The organism is Nocardioides sp. NPDC000445 (genome assembly GCF_040300245.1).
Classification (GTDB): Bacteria; Actinomycetota; Actinomycetes; order Propionibacteriales; family Nocardioidaceae; genus Nocardioides.
In genome coordinates, this window is sequence record NZ_JBEPDH010000020.1 from 54,642 (window position 1) to 72,573 (window position 17,932).

15 protein-coding genes are annotated in these 17,932 nt (G+C 71.9%); all 15 read left to right on the top strand.

Annotated elements, in window-relative coordinates; genetic code table 11:
- Positions 1-18: 18 nt before the first annotated feature.
- The 15 genes from ABT304_RS23865 (at position 19) to ABT304_RS23935 (ending at position 17,913) form a co-directional block, all read left to right on the top strand.
- Positions 19-1,224: an ROK family transcriptional regulator gene (locus ABT304_RS23865; protein WP_350719025.1), complete on the top strand. Its 1,206-nt coding sequence runs from the start codon at positions 19-21 to the stop codon at positions 1,222-1,224.
- A gap of 155 nt (positions 1,225-1,379) precedes the next feature.
- The gene (locus ABT304_RS23870; protein ID WP_350719027.1) at positions 1,380-3,509 is read left to right on the top strand and encodes a PQQ-dependent sugar dehydrogenase; all 2,130 of its coding nucleotides are present in this window, start codon (positions 1,380-1,382) and stop codon (positions 3,507-3,509) included.
- 230 nt (positions 3,510-3,739) lie between these two features.
- On the top strand, positions 3,740-5,011 hold the full coding sequence (locus ABT304_RS23875) for an ROK family transcriptional regulator (protein WP_350719029.1): 1,272 nt from the start codon (positions 3,740-3,742) through the stop codon (positions 5,009-5,011).
- Positions 5,008-6,567: a sugar ABC transporter ATP-binding protein gene (locus tag ABT304_RS23880; protein WP_350719030.1), complete on the top strand. Its 1,560-nt coding sequence runs from the start codon at positions 5,008-5,010 to the stop codon at positions 6,565-6,567. Before ABT304_RS23875 ends, ABT304_RS23880 begins: the two co-directional genes overlap by 4 nt.
- Positions 6,564-7,616: an ABC transporter permease gene (locus tag ABT304_RS23885; protein ID WP_350719032.1), complete on the top strand. Its 1,053-nt coding sequence runs from the start codon at positions 6,564-6,566 to the stop codon at positions 7,614-7,616. Before ABT304_RS23880 ends, ABT304_RS23885 begins: the two co-directional genes overlap by 4 nt.
- 80 nt (positions 7,617-7,696) lie before the next feature.
- Complete coding sequence (locus ABT304_RS23890) at positions 7,697-8,734, top strand: substrate-binding domain-containing protein (RefSeq protein WP_350719034.1); 1,038 nt, start codon at positions 7,697-7,699, stop codon at positions 8,732-8,734.
- Between the two features lie 82 nt (positions 8,735-8,816).
- The gene (locus ABT304_RS23895) at positions 8,817-9,992 is read left to right on the top strand and encodes a Gfo/Idh/MocA family protein (protein WP_160024500.1); all 1,176 of its coding nucleotides are present in this window, start codon (positions 8,817-8,819) and stop codon (positions 9,990-9,992) included.
- A gap of 65 nt (positions 9,993-10,057) precedes the next feature.
- A complete protein-coding gene (locus tag ABT304_RS23900; protein WP_350719036.1) occupies positions 10,058-10,879 on the top strand; it encodes a ThuA domain-containing protein in 822 nt (273 codons plus the stop codon).
- A complete protein-coding gene (locus tag ABT304_RS23905; RefSeq protein WP_350719038.1) occupies positions 10,876-12,042 on the top strand; it encodes an inositol-3-phosphate synthase in 1,167 nt (388 codons plus the stop codon). The genes ABT304_RS23900 and ABT304_RS23905 overlap by 4 nt, the downstream gene beginning before the upstream one ends.
- Positions 12,039-12,887 carry an SCO3242 family prenyltransferase gene (locus ABT304_RS23910; RefSeq protein WP_350719039.1) on the top strand — a complete coding sequence of 283 codons (849 nt, stop codon included), beginning with the start codon at positions 12,039-12,041 and terminating at the stop codon, positions 12,885-12,887. The genes ABT304_RS23905 and ABT304_RS23910 overlap by 4 nt, the downstream gene beginning before the upstream one ends.
- On the top strand, positions 12,884-13,762 hold the full coding sequence (locus ABT304_RS23915) for a sugar phosphate isomerase/epimerase family protein (protein WP_350719041.1): 879 nt from the start codon (positions 12,884-12,886) through the stop codon (positions 13,760-13,762). The genes ABT304_RS23910 and ABT304_RS23915 overlap by 4 nt, the downstream gene beginning before the upstream one ends.
- On the top strand, positions 13,759-14,505 hold the full coding sequence (locus ABT304_RS23920) for an EboA domain-containing protein (protein WP_350719043.1): 747 nt from the start codon (positions 13,759-13,761) through the stop codon (positions 14,503-14,505). The genes ABT304_RS23915 and ABT304_RS23920 overlap by 4 nt, the downstream gene beginning before the upstream one ends.
- On the top strand, positions 14,505-15,362 hold the full coding sequence (locus ABT304_RS23925; protein WP_350719045.1) for a TatD family hydrolase: 858 nt from the start codon (positions 14,505-14,507) through the stop codon (positions 15,360-15,362). The genes ABT304_RS23920 and ABT304_RS23925 overlap by 1 nt, the downstream gene beginning before the upstream one ends.
- Positions 15,359-16,543: a metabolite traffic protein EboE gene (eboE, locus tag ABT304_RS23930; RefSeq protein ID WP_350719046.1), complete on the top strand. Its 1,185-nt coding sequence runs from the start codon at positions 15,359-15,361 to the stop codon at positions 16,541-16,543. The genes ABT304_RS23925 and eboE overlap by 4 nt, the downstream gene beginning before the upstream one ends.
- Positions 16,540-17,913: an alkaline phosphatase family protein gene (locus tag ABT304_RS23935; RefSeq protein WP_350719048.1), complete on the top strand. Its 1,374-nt coding sequence runs from the start codon at positions 16,540-16,542 to the stop codon at positions 17,911-17,913. Before eboE ends, ABT304_RS23935 begins: the two co-directional genes overlap by 4 nt.
- Positions 17,914-17,932 lie beyond the last annotated feature (19 nt).

Below are 17,932 nucleotides of genomic sequence, written 5' to 3' on the forward strand. Positions count from 1 at the left end.
CATGGCAGGATCGCCGGTATGCGCCATTCACTCGCCGGCCGGGCCGAGACTTCCATGCAGGCACGACTGCTCGCCCAGCTCCGTGACGAAGGCCCGCTGTCGCGGGTTCAGCTCGCTGACCGGCTGAACGTCTCCCGCACCACGATCGCGGCCGAGGTCGGCCGGCTCACCGAGCTGGGCATGGCCCACGAGGTGGGGCCGGCGGCCTCCCGGGGCGGCCGGCGCTCGACGCTGGTCGACCTCGCGCCGGACATCCGGTTCGTCGGCATCTCGATCGGCGCCACCAGCATGTCGGTGGGCCTCACCGACGGCCGGCTGTCGGTGATCGCCACCCGCACCCGGGCGTGCGACATCCGCAGCGGCCCGGAGAAGGTGCTCGCGACCGCTCTCGACGAGGTACGCGCGCTCCTGGACGAGCACGACGTCACCGAGCCGATGGGCGCGGGCGTCGGCGTACCCGGACCGGTCGACTTCCACCGCGGCGTCTCGGTGTCGCCGCCGATCATGCCGGGCTGGGACGGCTACCCGGTGCGCGACGCGGTCGCCCGGGAGCTGGGCTGTCCGGTCGTGCTCGACAACGACGTGAACGTCCTCGCGGCAGGGGAGCAGCACGCCGGTGTCGCCCGAACCGCTCGTGACTTCCTGTACGTCAAGATCGGCACCGGCATCGGCTGCGGGATCGTCGTCGACGGGGAGCTCTACCGCGGCGTCGACGGCTGCGCCGGCGACATCGGCCACATCCGCGTCGAGGACTTCGGGCCCACCTGCGCCTGCGGCAACACCGGCTGCCTGGAGGCGTTCTCCGGCGGGGCGGCGCTCGCTCGCGAGGCGCTCGCCGCGGCCCGTTCCGGGCGCTCGCCCGTGCTGGCCGAGCTGCTCGCGGAGAAGGGTGAGCTGAGCGCCGAGGACATCGCCATCGCGGTGGCCCGCGGCGACGCCCAGGCGGTCCAGCTCATCCGGGAGAGCGGACACCGCATCGGCCAGGTCCTGGCCAGCCTGGTCTCGTTCTTCAACCCCGGCCTGATCGTCATCGGCGGCCGGGTCAGCAAGCTCGGCCATGGCCTGCTCGCCGAGATCCGCAGCGTGACCTACCGCCGCTCGCTGCCGCTGGCGACAGGCAACCTCCCGATCGTGCTCAGCGAGCTGGGCGACGAGGGCGGCGTCATCGGTGCCGCCCACTTGATCAGCGCCTCGGTGTACGCGCCAAGCAGCGGCGAGGTCTGAACCCCACTCCCGACCCTCTCAGAGGCGCACTATCGTCCCATCTTTCGAAATCATCTTGCGAAAGTACGCAAGTCGCTTGACGTGACCGGCGTCACATCGATACGTTCGCGGACGATCTCGCTCCCCTCCACGACAGCGAGAGAAGGAGATGGACCGTGCGCAGATTCACCCTCTGGAGCGTCGCCACGACCGTGGTCTCAGGGCTCCTGGTTCTCCCCCTCACGACGTCCGCGGACGCGGCCCCCACGGCCGCCCCGCCGCCGGACACGGACTTCGAGAAGGTGACCCTCAACGACCGCCCCGGTGAGCCGATGGACCTCGCGGTCCTGCCCAACGGGGACGTCCTCCACACCACCCGATCCGGGAAGGTCTGGCTCAACGACGCCGACACCGGCGTCAACAGCGTCGCAGCCCAGTTCGACGTCTACCAGCACGACGAGGAGGGTCTGCAGAGCATCGCTCTGGACCCCGGATACAACGGCCGGACCAACAAGTGGGTCTACGTCTACTACTCGCCCCCGATGAACACCCCTGTCGACGACCCGGCCACGCCGGACGTCAACGAGGGTGACGCCCCCGAGTACGGCACGCCCGCCGACTTCGAGCCCTTCAAGGGTGCGATCCGGCTCTCGCGCTATCAGTACGCCGGCGGCAAGATCGACCTGTCCACCGAGCAGCAGATCATCGACGTACCGGTGGACCGGGGGCGCTGCTGCCACGTCGGCGGCGACATCGTCTTCGACTCCGCGGGCAACCTGATCCTCGCCACCGGCGACGACACCGACCCGTTCCAGTCCGACGGGTACGCCCCGCTCGACGACCGCGAGAACCGCAGCCCTGCCTTCGATGCGAGGCGTACGGCCGCCAACACCGACGACCTGCGCGGCAAGCTCCTCCGGATCAAGCCGAAGGCCGGCGGCGGCTACACCGTCCCTGCCGGGAACCTGTTCGCGCCAGGCACCGACAAGACCCGCCCCGAGATCTACGCGATGGGTCTGCGCAACCCGTTCCGGATCGAGATCGACCGGGAGACCGACCGCGTCTACGTGGCCGACTACTCGCCCGACGCCTCCTCCGCGAACCCGGACCGCGGCCCGGCGGGCCAGGGCAAGTGGACCGTCGTCACGAAGCCGGCCAACTACGGCTGGCCGCTGTGCGCGACCCCTGAGCTGCCCTACCGCGACTACGACTTCGGGACCGGGGTCTCGGGTCCGGCGTTCGACTGCGAGGCGCCCGTCAACGACTCGCGCCACAACACCGGCCTGACCCAGCTCCCGCCGGTGACGCAGCCGACGGTCTGGTACACCTACGGCCAGTCCGAGGAGTTCCCCGAGCTCGGCACCGGCGGCATCGCGCCGATGGCCGGACCGGCGTACGACTTCCAGAAGTCCGCGACGAAGGACCCGCTCTCCGGAGCCTGGCCGGCGTACTACGACGGTGTCCCGCTGTTCGCGGAGTGGGGCCGGGACTACATCAAGGGCATGCGCCTCGATGCCGACGGCGAGCTCACCGGCATCGAGTCGGTGCTCTCCAGCTTCGTCACGGACAACGTGATGGACCTGGAGTTCGGCAAGGACGGCTCGCTCTACATGCTCGAGTACGGCGACGGGTTCTTCAGCGAGAACGAGGAGGCCCAGGTCTCCCGGATCGACTACATCGCCCGCACCGGCAACCACAGCCCGAAGCCGGTCATCAGCGCCGACAAGACCGCCGGCCAGCCGCCGCTGACCGTCGCCTTCGACAGCGCCGGGACGACCGATCCCGACGGCGACAAGCTCGTCTACCAGTGGGACTTCGACGGTGACGGCACGTTCGACGCCACCGGGAAGACCGCCACCCACACCTACGAGGAGCCGGGGGCCTACCGTGCGACTCTGACCGTCACGGACAAGGGCAAGGCGGGCCGCGGCAAGCACGCCTCGGCGGACGTCGACATCGTCGTCGGCAACGACGTTCCGGTGGTGACCCTGACGACCAGCCCGGCGCCCGGCGAGGCGTTCCACTTCGGTGACACCGTCCAGTTCCAGGTCGAGGTGACCGATGACCAGGCCGTCGACTGCTCCCGGGTCTCGGTGACGTACGTCCTGGGCCACGACGAGCACGGGCACCCGCAGTCCACCGCGAACGGCTGCAGCGGCTCGATCGTGACGACCGTCCCCGGTGGCCACGACCCCGGGCAGGACGATCTGAACGCCGTCTTCGTGGCGGAGTACACCGACCCCGGCGAGGGTGACATCCCGGCGCTCACCGGCAGTGACGAGGTGGTGATCGCACCCAGCGAGTGACCCTCGCGATCGACCTGAAAGGGGCATCCGGCCAGCCGTGGCCGGGTGCCCTTTTCGGCTACTTTGTCCAATCACTTTTCAAAGTTCGCCAGAAACTTTGCAGAAACCGCCGCGAAAGGGTTGTACAACGTGAGCGCGGTCACTAGTTTGTCTCTCGGTCACCGAATTCTGTGACTGCCATCACAGGCTGTGTCTGTGGTGGACCCCTTCACCCCGGACAGGAGGCAGCCGTGCGCGACGCAGACATCACCGTGCGGGTCTCCGCCACCGCCGACCCGGCGGCAGTCCGGGCCGCGCGGATGGGCCTGCTCCTGCGCTCGCTCCGCGACCGCGGCCCGCGCTCGCGTGGGCGCCTGGCCGAGGAGACCGGATTGACCCGCACGGTCGCGACCGGACTGATCGAAGAGCTCGCCGAGCTCGGGCTGGTCACCTGCGAGGACGCCGACCGTCGCGGCGCCGGCCGCCCCGGCGTCCAGGTCCGGCTCGTCGGCAGCTCGGTGTGCGGGGTCGGTGCGGAGATCAACGTCGACCATCTCGCCGTCGTCGCCGTCGACCTCGCCGGATCCGTGATCGCCGAGTTCCGTCGCGGCATCGACGGACGCAGTCTTCCGCCGGAGGGTGTGCTGGCCGAGGTCGCGGGCCTGGTCGACGACGCCCTCGCCGAGGCGCGGACCGCCGGCACGACCGTCGCGGGCATCACCATCGGTGTCGCGGGCCTCGTCGACACCGCCACGCAGCGGGTCACCCTCGCTCCCAACCTCGGCTGGCGCGACATCGACGCCGCCGAGGACGTACGCCGCCGGCTGGCCGCCGGCGCCGCACCGGTGCCGCCGGTGCGCGTGGCCAACGAGGCCACCCTCGCCGCCACCGCCGAGCTCGACCCCGCCGATCCCGACCGCGCCGACATGGTGGTGCTCTACGGCGAGGTCGGCCTGGGCGGCGCGATCGTCAGCGGCGGCCGGGTGGCCCCGGGCCGGCACGGCTGGGCCGGCGAGATCGGCCACCTCCCGGTCGACCCTCGCGGTCGGCTGTGCGGCTGCGGCCGCACCGGCTGCTGGGAGACCGTGGTCGGCCTGCGGGCGCTGCTCGAGGCGGCCACCGACCCCGACGACCCGGTCCGCGACCCCGTGCTCACCCTTGAGGAGCGCCTCGCCACCCTGGTCGAGCGGGCCCGGCTCGCCGACGGCCGCACCCTGGCCGCGCTGGCCGAGGTCGGGACCTGGCTCGGCACGGGCGCCGCCGTCCTGGTCAACACGCTCAACCCCGGCACCGTCGTGCTCGGCGGCTACTACGCCGTGCTCGGCGAGTGGCTGCGTCCGGCCGTCGAGGCACGGCTCGCCGCCGACGTCCTCGCGCCGCGGGCCGGCGGCACCCAGGTCGCGATCTCTGCCTTCGGCCCCACCGCCGCGGTACGCGGCGGCGCACTGGTCTCCCTGGAACCGGTGCTCTCCGACCCCACCGTCCTCGCCGACCTGCCCGAACTGCACGGAGGAACCCGATGACCCAGACCCCGAAGCCGTCGCCGGACGGCCCCGCCGCCAGCGCAGACGGGGGTGACGTACTGCTCGAGATGACCGGGATCGTGAAGCGGTTCCCCGGCGTGCTCGCCCTCGGCGGCGTCGACCTCGATGTCCGCGCGGGGGAGGTGCACTGCCTTCTCGGCCAGAACGGCGCCGGCAAGTCGACCCTCATCAAGGTGCTCTCGGCGGCGTACCAGCCCGACGAGGGGGAGATCCTCTGGGAGGGCGAGCCGGTCCGGCTGACCACGCCGGTCGCCGCCATGAAGCGCGGCATCTCGACGATCTACCAGGAGCTCGACCTGGTGCCCGGGCTCACCGTGACCGAGAACATCTTCCTCGGCCACGAGCTCGCCACCGCCGGGTTCAGCCGCCGGGCGGAGGCGACCCAGCGGGTGCGTACGCTCCTGGCCCGGCTCGGCCACAGCGAGGTCGACCCGAACCGTCTGGTCGGCGACCTCTCGCCCGCCGGGCAGCAGATCGTCAGCATGGCGCGGGCGCTGTCCCATGACACCCGCCTGCTCATCCTGGACGAGCCGTCGGCGGTCCTCGACCAGGAGGAGGTGGACAACCTCTTCCGGGTGATGCGCGGCCTCACCGCGGAGGGTGTCGCGATCATCTACATCTCCCACCGCCTCGAGGAGATCCGCCAGATCGGCGACCGGATCACGGTCCTCAAGGACGGCCGCACCGTGGCGACCGGGCTCTCGGTCGAGGAGACCCCGACCCGGGAGTTGATCACGCTGATGACCGGCCGCCAGATCGAGTACGTCTTCCCCGAGCGCCCCGCGACGCGACCCGGTCGGGACGGCACGCCGGTGCTCGAGGCCACGGGCCTGTCCGGCGACCGCTTCCACGACGTCGACCTCCGCGTCCATGCCGGCGAGATCGTCGGTCTGGCCGGACTGGTCGGCTCCGGCCGCTCGGAGATCCTCGAGACCGTCTACGGCGCCCGCCGCTCCAGCGCGGGCACGGTCACCGTCAACGGCCGCCGGCTGCGCCGCGGCTCGGTGCGCGCCGCGGTGGCCGCCGGGATCGGCCTCGCCCCCGAGGAGCGCAAGAGCCAGGGGCTGCTGCTCGACCAGGCGGTCTACCGCAACGTGACCGTCTCGTCCCTGAACCGGTTCTCCAAGGGCAGCTTCCTCGACACCGGCGCCGAGCGCCGCGCCGCCGAGGAGCTCAGCCGCTCGCTCGACGTACGTCCGGCCGGGGTGGACCGGCCGGTCCGCAACCTGTCGGGCGGCAACCAGCAGAAGGTCGTGCTCGCCCGGTGGCTGCTGCGCGACTGCAAGGTGCTGCTCCTCGACGAGCCCACCCGGGGCGTCGACGTCGGGGCGCGCACCGAGATCTACAACCTCGTCCGCCGCCTGGCCGACGAAGGTGTCGCCGTGGTCGTGGTGTCCAGCGAGGTGGAGGAGGTGCTCGGTCTCGCCGACCGGGTCCTCGTCATCAGCGAGGGCGCCGTCGTCCACGAGGGACCCGCCACCGAGATCGACGAGTCGAAGGTCCTGGACCTCGTGATGGAAGGAGAGGTCGCATGAGCGACACGCCAACAAACGCTGCTGTGGCCCAGGGGGACACGGCTCGGGTGGAGAAGGAGGCGGCCCGCCGGGCGGAGCCCGGCGGCGTCGCTCGGCTGATGCGCAGCGGCGCGGGCCACAACCTCGGCCTGGTCCTGGCGCTGGCGCTGCTGGCCCTGGTCGGCGTCATCTCCGGCGGCGACCGGTTCGCCTCGGTCGACAACGTGATGACGATCCTGCGCCTCGCGGCGGTGATCGGCGTGGTCAGCATCGGGATGACGTTCGTCATCACCGGCGGTGGCATCGACCTCTCGGTGGGCGCGTTGGTCGCGCTCTCCTCGGTCTGGTGCACGACGCTGTCCACGCAGGCGATGGCCAACGACTACCACTGGATCTTCATCGTCACCACGGCGCTCCTGGTCGGCGCGGGCGCCGGTCTGATCAACGGCCTGCTGGTGGCGTACGGCGGAGTGGTGCCGTTCATCGCCACCCTCGCGATGATGGCCAGCGCCCGCGGTCTGGCCGAGATCATCTCGGCGCGCAAGACCCAGATCCTCAGCGTGCCCGGCTTCACCGACGCGTTCTCCCGCGACATCCTCGGGATCTCGGTCCTGGTCTGGATCTTCGTCATCGTGGCCGTGATCGGCTGGGTCGTGCTCAACCGCACCACCTTCGGCCGGCGCACCCTGGCCATCGGCGGCAACCCGGAGGCCTCGCGCCTGGCCGGCATCAACGTACGCCGCCACACCGTGCTCCTCTACGTCCTCGTCGGTGTCTGCTGCGGCATCGCCGCGATCATGCTGGTCAGCCGCACCACGACCGGCAGCGCCACCCACGGCCAGCTCTACGAGCTGGATGCCATCGCCGCGGTCGTCATCGGCGGCACCCTGCTCGCCGGCGGGCGCGGCACCATCGTCGGCACCGTCTTCGGGGTGCTGATCTTCACGACCCTCACCAACGTGTTCGTGATCAACAACCTCTCGATCTCCGCTCAGGCCTTCACCAAGGGCCTGATCATCATCGCCGCCGTACTGCTGCAGAAGCGGTTCGCTCGACAGCCAGGGTCATGACCGCCCGACACCACCCAGCCAGCCGTCCACGGCTCTCGGACCAATCCCTTCTCCACCTCGCACGATCTAGGAGCACTTCCATGAAACTGAAGTCCACAGCAAGAATCGTCGTCGCCGGTCTCTCGGTGCTCGCCCTCTCGGCGTGCATCAGCAACACCCCCGAGAAGTCCGAGAACGTCGGTGGCACCTCCAACGCCAAGGCCGGCTCCAACGACGAGAAGGGCGACACGGTCGTCATCGGCTTCTCGGCGCCCGCCGCCGACCACGGCTGGATGGGTGCGATCAGCGAGCAGGCCAAGTCCGCCGCCGAGGCGTACGAGGACGTCGACCTGCGCCTGGCGGAGGGCACCAACGACGTCAGCCTGCAGATCAGCCAGGTCGAGACCTTCATCAACGACAAGGTCGACGCCATCGTGCTGCTGCCCTTCGACGGCGCCGCGATGACCCCGGTGGCTCTCAAGGCGATGGAGGCCGGCATCCCGGTCATCAACGTCGACCGTGAGTTCAACGACCCCAACGCCGCCCGGGTCACCGTGCTCGGTGACAACTACGGCATGGGCGTCTCGGCCGGTGAGTACGTCTGCGAGCAGGCCGGCGGCAAGACGGACGCCGTCGTCGCCGAGATCGCCGGCATCGACTCGCTGCCCCTGACCCAGGACCGCAGCAAGGGCTTCAAGGACGCGCTGGCCAAGTGCGACCTCGACGTCGACAACCGGGTCGCCGCCGACTTCACCGTCGAGGGCGGCGAGAAGGCGGCCTCCAACCTGCTCCAGGCCGCGCCGAAGATCGACTTCCTGTGGAACCACGACGACGACCAGGGCGTCGGCGTCCTCGCCGCGATCAACAACGCCGGTCGCGACGAGTTCACGATGGTCGGCGGCGCCGGCTCGGCCAACGCGATGCGCGAGATCGAGTCGGACAAGGGCGTCCTCAAGGCGACGGTCATCTACCCCTCCACCCAGGCCGCCGACGGGATCAAGCTCGCCCGGCTCCTGGCCCAGGACAAGGCCATGTCCGACCTGGTCGAGGTGACCGTGCCGCGCACCATCCAGCTGGACGCGCCGGTCGTCACCAAGGAGAACGTGGACGAGTTCCTGCCCACGGCCTTCGAGTCCTGATCGAGCCCGACCCAGTCAGACCGCAAGATCGCTCCGCGCTCGGGCGCGGAGCGACACCACCGAAACACAGGATCGAGTTCCGATGACCGAGCAGAACGCCACGCTCGGGGTGGGGATGATCGGCTATGCCTTCATGGGCGCCGTCCACTCCCACGCCTGGCGCAGTGCCCACCGCTTCTTCGACCTTCCCCTGACCCCGCGGATGCAGGTTCTCTGCGGCCGCGACGCGACTCGCGTGGCGGAGGCCGCCACCCGGTTCGGCTGGGAGGAGAGCGTCACCGACTGGCGTGACGTGATCGCCCGCGACGACGTCGACCTGGTCGACGTGTGTACGCCCGGCGACACCCACGCGGAGATAGCGATCGCCGCGCTCGAGGCCGGCAAGCACGTGCTCTGCGAGAAGCCGTTGGCCAACAGCGTGGCCGAGGCCGAGCGGATGGCCGCGGCCGCCGCGGTGGCCGCCGAGCGTGGGGTGCGGGCGATGGTGGGTTTCACCTACCGCCGGGTGCCCGCCATCGCCCTGGCCCGGAAGCTGGTCGCCGACGGTCGTCTCGGGGAGCTCCACCACGTACGTGCGCAGTATCTCCAGGACTGGCTGGCCGACCCCGAGACCCCGCTGAGCTGGCGCCTCGACAAGACCAAGGCCGGCTCGGGTGCGCTCGGCGACATCGGCGCCCACGTCATCGACCTGACCCAGCACATCACCGGTGACCGGATCCTGGAGGTCTCCGGGATGCTGGAGACGTTCGTCAAGGAGCGCCCGGTGGCGGAGACCTCGTCCGGGCTCTCGGCCACCGCCGGCACCGAGCGCGGGCCGGTCACCGTCGACGACGCCGCGGTGTTCCTGGCGCGGTTCGCCGGGGGAGCGGTCGGCTCCTTCGAGGCCACCCGCTTCGCCACCGGCCGCAAGAACGCCATCCGGATCGAGATCAACGGGTCGAAGGGCAGCCTGGCCTTCGACTTCGAGGACATGAACGTCCTGCACTTCCACGACGCGACCCTGCCGGCCGCCGAGGGCGGCTTCCGCCGGATCGTCGTCACCGAGCCCGAGCACCCGTGGGTGGCCGGCTGGTGGCCCCCGGGCCACGGCCTCGGCTACGAGCACGGCTTCACCCACCAGGTCGTCGACCTCGTCCGGGCGCTCGGCGAGGGCGCCGAGCCGACGCCGACGTTCGCCGACGGACTCCAGGTGCAGCGCGTTCTCGCCGCGGTGGAGACCAGCTCCGACACCAGGACGTGGCAGGAGATCCCCACCTGATCCACCCGGGGCCGCTCGGCCGATTCCAGCCTGTTCAGACCGTTGAGCACAGAAGGGATACGCACATGAAGCACGGATCGAGAAGGTTCCGGACGCTGATCGCGGGAGTCGGGCTGGTGGCGGTGGCCGCCTTCGCCCCGGGCCTGTCACCGGCGCCGGCCGCGAGCGCGGACCGCTCCGAGGTGAGCGAGAGGGCCGGGACGTACGACGTCCTGGTGTTCTCCAAGACCGCTGGTTTCCGGCACGGCTCCATCCCCGACGGCATCGCGGCGATCGAGAAGCTGGGGGCCGAGAACGGCTTCACGGTGACCGCCACCGAGGACGCGGCGGTGTTCAACGACGCCGACCTGGCGGCGTACGAGGCGGTGCTGTGGCTCTCCACGACCGGTGACGTGCTCGACGCCGGGCAGCAGGCCGCGTTCGAGCGCTACATCCAGGACGGTGGTGGCTATGTGGGCGTGCACGCCGCCTCCGACACCGAGTACGACTGGCCCTGGTACGGCGGGCTCGTCGGCGCCTACTTCGCCGGCCACCCCGCCCAGCAGACCGCGACGGTGAAGGTGCACGCGCACAACACAGCGGCGACGGCCGAGATGCCGAAGCGGTGGACGCGCTGGGACGAGTGGTACAGCTTCCGCGACCGTCCGGCCGACTCGATCCGGGTCCTCGCCGACCTCGATGAGACCAGCTACGACCCGGGCCGCTTCGCCATGGGCGACCCGCACCCGATCGCCTGGTGCCATCGCTACGACGGCGGCCGGGCCTTCTACACCGGCATGGGCCACACCTCGGAGTCGTTCACCGAGCCGGAGTTCCTCTCCCACGTGCTCGGCGGCATCCAGATGGTCGCCGGCGTCGCCCGCTTCCGCTGCGAGGCGGACAGATGAGCGGACGGACGAACGGGCGGGTCGGGCTGTGGCTGGTCGGCGCCTGCGGCTCGGTGGGCGTCACGACGACCGTCGGCGCGCTGGCCGTCCGGGCCGGGCTCGCCGGGCGGGTCGGACTGGTCGCCGAGCAGCCGGAGATCGCCGCCGCCGGGCTGCCCGCCTTGGACGACCTGGTGATCGGTGGGCACGACCTGCGGGCGGACCCGTTGCTGAAGCGGGCCGAGCGGCTCGCCGCGGGCGGGGTCGTTCCCGCCGGGATCCTGCCGGCGATCGCCGGCGAGCTGGAGGAGGTCGAGAGGCGGCTGCGTACGGGCTACGACCCGGCGGGCGCCGAGCCGCAAGGTGTCGCGGTCGAGCGGCTGACCGCCGACCTCGTCGCCTTCCGCGAGGAGCACGGGCTCGAGCGGGTGGTCGTGATCGACGTGGCGAGCACCGAGCCGCCGGCCGAGGTCGTGGACGGCGGCCCGCTCGCCGATCCCGACGCCCTCGACGCGGCGCTGGCCGCGGGGGAGTCCCCGCTGCCGGCCAGCTCGGTCTACGTCCTGGCCGCCTACCGGGCCGGCTGCCCGGTGGTCTCGTTCACGCCCAGTCCCGGGCCGCGGCTGCCGGTGCTCGTCACCCTCGCCGAGCGCGCCGGGCTCCCGTGGACGGGATCGGACGGGAAGACCGGGGAGACGCTGCTGAAGTCTGCGCTGGCGCCGATGTTCTCGACGCGCGCGCTGCAGGTCAACGCCTGGGCCTCCTACAACATGCTCGGTGGCGGGGACGGCGCGACGCTCGCCGATCCGGCCAACGCGCAGAGCAAGCTCGTCACCAAGGCCCAGGGGCTGGAGGCGATGCTCGGTCACCCGGTGCAGGGGCCGATGCACATCGACTACGTCCCCGACCACGGCGACTGGAAGACCGCCATCGACCACGTCTCGTTCGAGGGGTTCCTCGGGGTGCGGATGTCGCTGCAGTTCACCTGGAGCGGCTGCGACTCCGCGCTGGCCGCACCCCTGGTGCTCGACCTCGCCCGGCTCGTCCTGCGCGCGCAGGAGGCGGGGGAGAGCGGACCGCTTCCGTTCGGGTTCTTCTTCAAGGACCCGGCCGGCTCCACCGAGCACCGGCTCGGTACGCAGTGGGAAGAGCTGGTCGCGTGGTGCGCTCGGGTGGGCGCATGACATCTCGCGCCCGAGCCTTTGCCGAGCTGGTCCGGCTGCCGGCGGCCCTCACCGTTCCGGGTGACACCCTGGCCGGTGCCGCCGCGGCCGGTCCGCTGCGGGCCCGCGCGGTCGCGATGCCGGCCGCCTCGGTGGCGCTCTACTGGGCCGGGATGGCGCTCAACGACTGGGCCGACCGGGACCTCGACGCCGTCGAGCGCCCCGAGCGGCCGATCCCGTCGGGCCGGGTCAGCCCGCGGCAGGCGCTCGGGGTGGCCGTCGGGCTGACCGCGGCGGGTGTCGGGCTGGCCGGGCTCGCCGGCGGGCGTCCGGCCGCGGTGACGGCGGCCGCCCTGGCCGGGACGGTGTGGGCCTACGACACCGTCCTCAAGGACACCTCGGCCGGACCGGTCGCGATGGCCGCGGCCCGTGGCCTCGACGTGCTCCTCGGCGCGAGCGCGAGCGGGCGTACGCGCGCCGGGCTGGTGCCTGCCGGCATGCTCGCCGCCCACACCGCCGGGGTCACCCTGCTCAGCCGGGGCGAGGTCCACGGCACCCGTCCCGTCACCGCGACCCTCGCCGGGGCGGTCACGGTCGCGACCGCGGCCGCGGCGGCCGGCCACGGGCGGGCGGCGCTGCCCGTCGCCCTCGCCGCGACGTACGCACGCAGTGTCGGCTCCGCGCAGCTGGCCGCGGTCTCCTCGCCGGATGCCGGTACGGTCCGGCGGGCCACCGGCGCCGGGATCCGCGGGATGATCCCGCTCCAGGCCGCGCTCATCGCCCGCCGCTCTCCGCTGGCCGCGGTCGCGCTGCTGGCCGCCGGCCCGATCGTCAAGGCCGCCTCGAAGGTGGTGTCACCGACATGAGCACGACGGGCACGCTGCGGTTCGGCTACGGCACCAACGGCATGCACAGCCACCGGCTCGAGGACGCGTTGAGCCTCCTGGCAGCGCTGGGCTACGACGGGGTCGCGCTGACCCTCGACCACCTGCACCTGGACCCCTTCCGGCCGAACCTTGCGGGCCGGGTCGCCCAGGTCGGCCGTCGGCTGGACGAGCTCGGCCTGTCGGTCGTGATCGAGACCGGGGCTCGCTACATCCTCGATCCTCTTCGCAAGCACTACCCGACCCTGCTCCACCCGGGACCGGACGCGAGCCGCCGGGTCGACTATCTGCACCGGGCGGTCGAGGTGGCCGCCGACCTCGGCGCCGAGGCGGTCTCGTTCTGGTCGGGCACCCTGCCGGACGGCGTGGACGAGGACCGGGCCTGGGGACGCCTGTGCGACGGGGTGTGGCGGGTCCTCGACCTCGCCGGTCGCCGCGGCGTCGTGTGCGCCGTCGAGCCCGAGCCCGGGCACTTCGTCGACACCCTCGACTCCGTGATCGAGCTGCGCCGGCGCCTCGACGACCCGGAGCTGCTGCGGGTCACGCTCGACCTCGGTCACGTGGTGTGCAACGAGCCGCGGGGGATGGCCGAGACCATCCGCCTCGCCGGGCCGCTGCTGGCCAACGTGCAGGTCGACGACATGGTCGAGGGAGTCCACGAGCACCTGGAGCTGGGCACCGGCGAGGTCGACTTCGCCGTCGCGCTCGGCACCCTGGTCGAGATCGGCTACACCGGGCTCGCCGCGCTCGAGCTGCCCCGCCAGTCCCACGCCGCCCCGGTCGTCGCCGAGCGCTCCCTCGCGTTCCTGCGGGACACGCTCGCAGGGGTTTCCAGATCTGTGGAGGTGCAGTCATGAACATGTCTTCGGAAGGTGACCGTGTTGGTCTCGACACGCCTCCGCCTAGCGGCTCCGGCGGCTCGACCAGCGATGCCTCCGTCGGTCGAGCCGCGAGCGCCAGCGAGCGTGTCGAGACCAACACGGTTGCCAACGAGCGGACACTCGATGCCTGGTGCGCCGAGATCGAGACCGACCCCACCCGGATCAGGACCCGCTTCCCGGCCGCGGCCAGGGAGATCGGCCGCACTCCGGGCACCTCGCCCGAGCCGGGTGCGGAGCGGGTCGAGGACGACGTACGTGTGCGGCTGCTGCTGGCGCTCGGCCGTGGCCTGGCCGGTGACCCCGACGCGTTGAGCGCCGAGGTACACGACCTCTACCGCTTCGGCGACGCCGACGAGCGACGGGCGGTCCTGCTCGGCCTCGGGCACCTCGACGAGGCGATCGGCGACCGTGCCGTCGACCTGCTCCACGACGCGCTGCGCACCAACGACCCGCGCCTGGTGGCAGCCGCGCTGGGGACGTACGCCGCTCGTCTCGATCCCGCCGCGTGGCGCCAGGCCGTCCTCAAGTGCCTCTTCGTCGGCGTACCTCTTCGTCTGGTGGCCGGCCTCGACGGACCCGACGGACCCACAGGATCCGACGACGAGCTGCGCCGGATGGTCGCCGACTATGCCGCCGAGCGGCGAGCGGCCGGCCGCGAGGTGCCCGCTGACGCCCTCTCCTTCCTGCCCGCCCCCACCCAGACCGCTCGGGAGTCCTGATGCGCATCTTCGACCCGCACATCCACATGACCTCGCGTACGACCGACGACTACGAGGCGATGTACGCCGCCGGCGTCCGTGCCCTCGTGGAGCCGGCCTTCTGGCTCGGCCAGCCGCGGACCAGCGTCGACTCGTTCGTCGACTACTTCGACGCGCTGGTCGGCTGGGAGCGGTTCCGGGCCTCGCAGTTCGGCATCGCCCACCACTGCACGATCGCGCTCAACCCGAAGGAGGCCAACGACCCCCGCTGCACCCCGGTGCTCGACCTGCTGCCGCGCTACCTCGCCAAGGACGGGGTCGTCGCGGTCGGCGAGATCGGCTTCGACTCGATGACCGAGGACGAGGAGAAGGCGTTCAGCCGCCAGCTGGAGCTGGCCCGCGAGTTCGCGCTGCCCGCGATGGTGCACACGCCCCACCGCGACAAGCTGGCCGGCACCCGCCGCACCCTCGACCTCGTCGAGGCGGCCGGGATGGAGCCCGGGATGGTCGTCGTCGACCACCTCAACGAGGTGACCGTCGACGTCGTCGACGAGGCCGGCGCCTGGATGGGCTTCTCGATCTATCCGGACACCAAGATGGACCCCGACCGGATGGTCGCGATCCTCCAGCGCCGTGGTCTCGACCGGGTGCTGGTCAACTCCGCCGCCGACTGGGGCAGGTCGGATCCGCTCCGGACAAGGGCGACCGGCGAGGCGATGCTGGCGGCCGGCTTCACCGAGGACGACGTCGACCGGGTGCTGTGGCGCAACCCGGTGGAGTTCTTCGGCCAGAGTGGACGGCTGCTGCTCGACGTACCTGCGGCCGACCAGGGCGCGACCTTCGCCGGCAACTCGCTGCTGCGAGGTGAGCGGGCATGAGGTTCCGGCACCGCGACGGCACGGTCGTCCACCTCGGCTACTGCAGCAACGTGCATCCCGCCGAGAACGTCGACGGCATCCTCGACCAGCTCCGCCGCTACGCCGGCGAGGTGCGCGCCCGGCTCGGCGTGCAACGGCTCGGCCTCGGTCTGTGGCTGCCCGCCGCCACCGCGCACGAGCTCGCCGGCGACCCGGCCACCCTCGACCGGTTGCGCACCGGCCTGGACCGCCACGGCCTGGAGGTCGTCACGCTCAACGCCTTCCCGTACGCCGGTTTCCACGCTCCGGTCGTGAAGCGCGACGTCTACTCCCCGGACTGGTCGACCCGGCGCCGCCTCGACTACACCCTCGACTGCGCGCGGGTCCTGTCGGCGCTGCTGCCCGACGATGCCTCCCGCGGCAGCATCTCGACGCTCCCGCTGGGCTGGCGCACCCCGTGGTTCACCGACCGCGACCGGGCGGCGCGCGAGCTGATCGGCGAGCTCGCCGACGGCCTGGCCGGCATCGAGGCCGAGCACGGCCGGCCCGTGCGGGTTGGGTTCGAGCCCGAGCCCGGCTGCGTCGTGGAGACGACCCGGGACGCGGTCACCCGGCTCGCCGGACTGGCGCCGGACCATCTCGGGATCTGCGTCGACACCTGCCACCTCGCCACCCAGTTCGAGGACGCCACCGAGGCGCTCGACCGGCTGCGGGTGGCCGGGCTGCCGGTCGTCAAGGTCCAGGTCTCCGCCGCCCTGCACGCCGACGACCCGAGCGACCCGGCGACCCGGGAGGCCCTGGCCTCCTACGCCGAGGACCGCTTCCTCCACCAGACCCGCGAGCCGCGCGGGGCGCGGGTGGACAGCCGTGACGACCTGCCCGAGGCGCTCGCCGGCCATCGCCCGCTGCCGGCCGAGCATCCCTGGCGGGTGCACTTCCACGTACCTCTCCACGCCGATCCGGCCCCGCCGCTGCGCAGCACCCGCGACCACCTGGCGGGCACGCTCGACGCGCTCCTCGGCGGCCCGGTGGCCCACACCGACCACCTCGAGGTCGAGACCTACACCTGGGGCGTACTGCCCGAGCAGGTCCGCCCCGATGGCGACGCCGGCCTGGTCGCGGGCATCGCGGCCGAGCTGGCCTGGACCCGCGACCGGCTCCTCGAAGCCGGTCTCGAACAGCTGCAGGAGGCATCGGCATGAGCGACAACCACAACGAGAAGCTGCTGGTCATCGACGTGGTCGGCATGACCCCCGAGCTGCTCCAGCACATGCCGCGGGTGCGGCAGGTGGGGGAGTCGGGGTTCACCGCCGAGCTGGGCACGGTGCTGCCCGCGGTCACCTGCTCGGTCCAGTCGACCTTCCTGACCGGCGCGCTGCCGCGGGATCACGGCATCGTCGGCAACGGCTGGTACTTCCGCGACCTCGGAGAGGTGCTCCTGTGGCGCCAGCACAACGCGCTGGTGCAGGGCGAGAAGCTGTGGGACGTCGTCCGCAGGCGCCGTCCCGGCGCGAAGGTCGCCAACATCTGCTGGTGGTACGCCATGGGTGCCGACGTCGACACCACGGTCACCCCGCGCCCGGCCTACCACGCCGACGGCAAGAAGTCGCCGGACTGCTGGACGTGGCCGCCCGAGCTCCACGACACCCTCACCTCGGAGCTGGGCCCGTTCCCGCTGTTCACCTACTGGGGTCCCACGGCCTCGATCAAGAGCTCGGCCTGGATCGTCGCTGCCGCCCGCAAGGTCATGCCCGACCACGACCTCACCCTCGTCTACGTCCCGCATCTCGACTACGACCTGCAGCGGTTCGGCCCCGACAGCCCGCAGGCGGCCCAGGCTGCCCGCGACGTCGACGCCACCCTGGCGCCGCTGCTCGACGACGCCGAGGCCGCAGGCGTACGCGTCGTGCTGCTGAGCGAGTACGGCATCACCCGCGCCACCCGTCCGGTCGACGTCAACCGGCTGCTGCGCCGCGAGGGCCTCCTGCACGTCCACCACAACGCCACCGGCGAGCTGCTCGACCCGTGGACGTCGCGGGCCTTCGCGGTCGCCGACCACCAGATCGCCCACATCTACATCAAGGACCCCGCCGACCTGGACCGCGTGCGGGACCTGCTCACCGGCCTCGACGGCGTGGCCGAGGTCCTCGACCGCGCCGGCCAGGCGGCGTACGGACTCGATCACGAGCGCGCCGGCGAGCTCGTCGTGGTGGCCGAGCCGGATGCCTGGTTCACCTACTACTACTGGCTCGACGACGCGAACGCGCCCGACTTCGCCCGCGGTGTCGAGATCCACAAGAAGCCCGGCTACGACCCTGCCGAGCTGTTCCTCGACCCCGAGGACCGCTGGGTCAAGCTGCGCGCCGCCACCACGCTGGCCCGCAAGACGGCCGGGCTGCGCTACGCCATGAGCGTGGTGCCGCTCGACCCCGCCCCGGTCTCCGGCAGCCACGGCCGGCTGCCGGACGACCCCGAGCACGGCCCGGTGCTCGTCTGCTCCGACGCCTCCGCCAAGCGCGACCGGTTCGAGGCCACCGAGGTCCGCGACCTGCTCGCATCCCTGCTCCCCTGAACCGCTCCCCTGAGGAAGG

Coding starts and splice junctions, on each gene's coding strand:
- ABT304_RS23865 (WP_350719025.1), top strand. CDS start 19: ATGCGCCATTCACTCGCCGGCCGGGCCGAGACTTCCATGCAGGCACGA.
- ABT304_RS23880 (WP_350719030.1), top strand. CDS start 5,008: ATGACCCAGACCCCGAAGCCGTCGCCGGACGGCCCCGCCGCCAGCGCA.
- ABT304_RS23885 (WP_350719032.1), top strand. CDS start 6,564: ATGAGCGACACGCCAACAAACGCTGCTGTGGCCCAGGGGGACACGGCT.
- ABT304_RS23890 (WP_350719034.1), top strand. CDS start 7,697: ATGAAACTGAAGTCCACAGCAAGAATCGTCGTCGCCGGTCTCTCGGTG.
- ABT304_RS23895 (WP_160024500.1), top strand. CDS start 8,817: ATGACCGAGCAGAACGCCACGCTCGGGGTGGGGATGATCGGCTATGCC.
- ABT304_RS23900 (WP_350719036.1), top strand. CDS start 10,058: ATGAAGCACGGATCGAGAAGGTTCCGGACGCTGATCGCGGGAGTCGGG.
- ABT304_RS23905 (WP_350719038.1), top strand. CDS start 10,876: ATGAGCGGACGGACGAACGGGCGGGTCGGGCTGTGGCTGGTCGGCGCC.
- ABT304_RS23910 (WP_350719039.1), top strand. CDS start 12,039: ATGACATCTCGCGCCCGAGCCTTTGCCGAGCTGGTCCGGCTGCCGGCG.
- ABT304_RS23915 (WP_350719041.1), top strand. CDS start 12,884: ATGAGCACGACGGGCACGCTGCGGTTCGGCTACGGCACCAACGGCATG.
- ABT304_RS23920 (WP_350719043.1), top strand. CDS start 13,759: ATGAACATGTCTTCGGAAGGTGACCGTGTTGGTCTCGACACGCCTCCG.
- ABT304_RS23925 (WP_350719045.1), top strand. CDS start 14,505: ATGCGCATCTTCGACCCGCACATCCACATGACCTCGCGTACGACCGAC.
- eboE (WP_350719046.1), top strand. CDS start 15,359: ATGAGGTTCCGGCACCGCGACGGCACGGTCGTCCACCTCGGCTACTGC.
- ABT304_RS23935 (WP_350719048.1), top strand. CDS start 16,540: ATGAGCGACAACCACAACGAGAAGCTGCTGGTCATCGACGTGGTCGGC.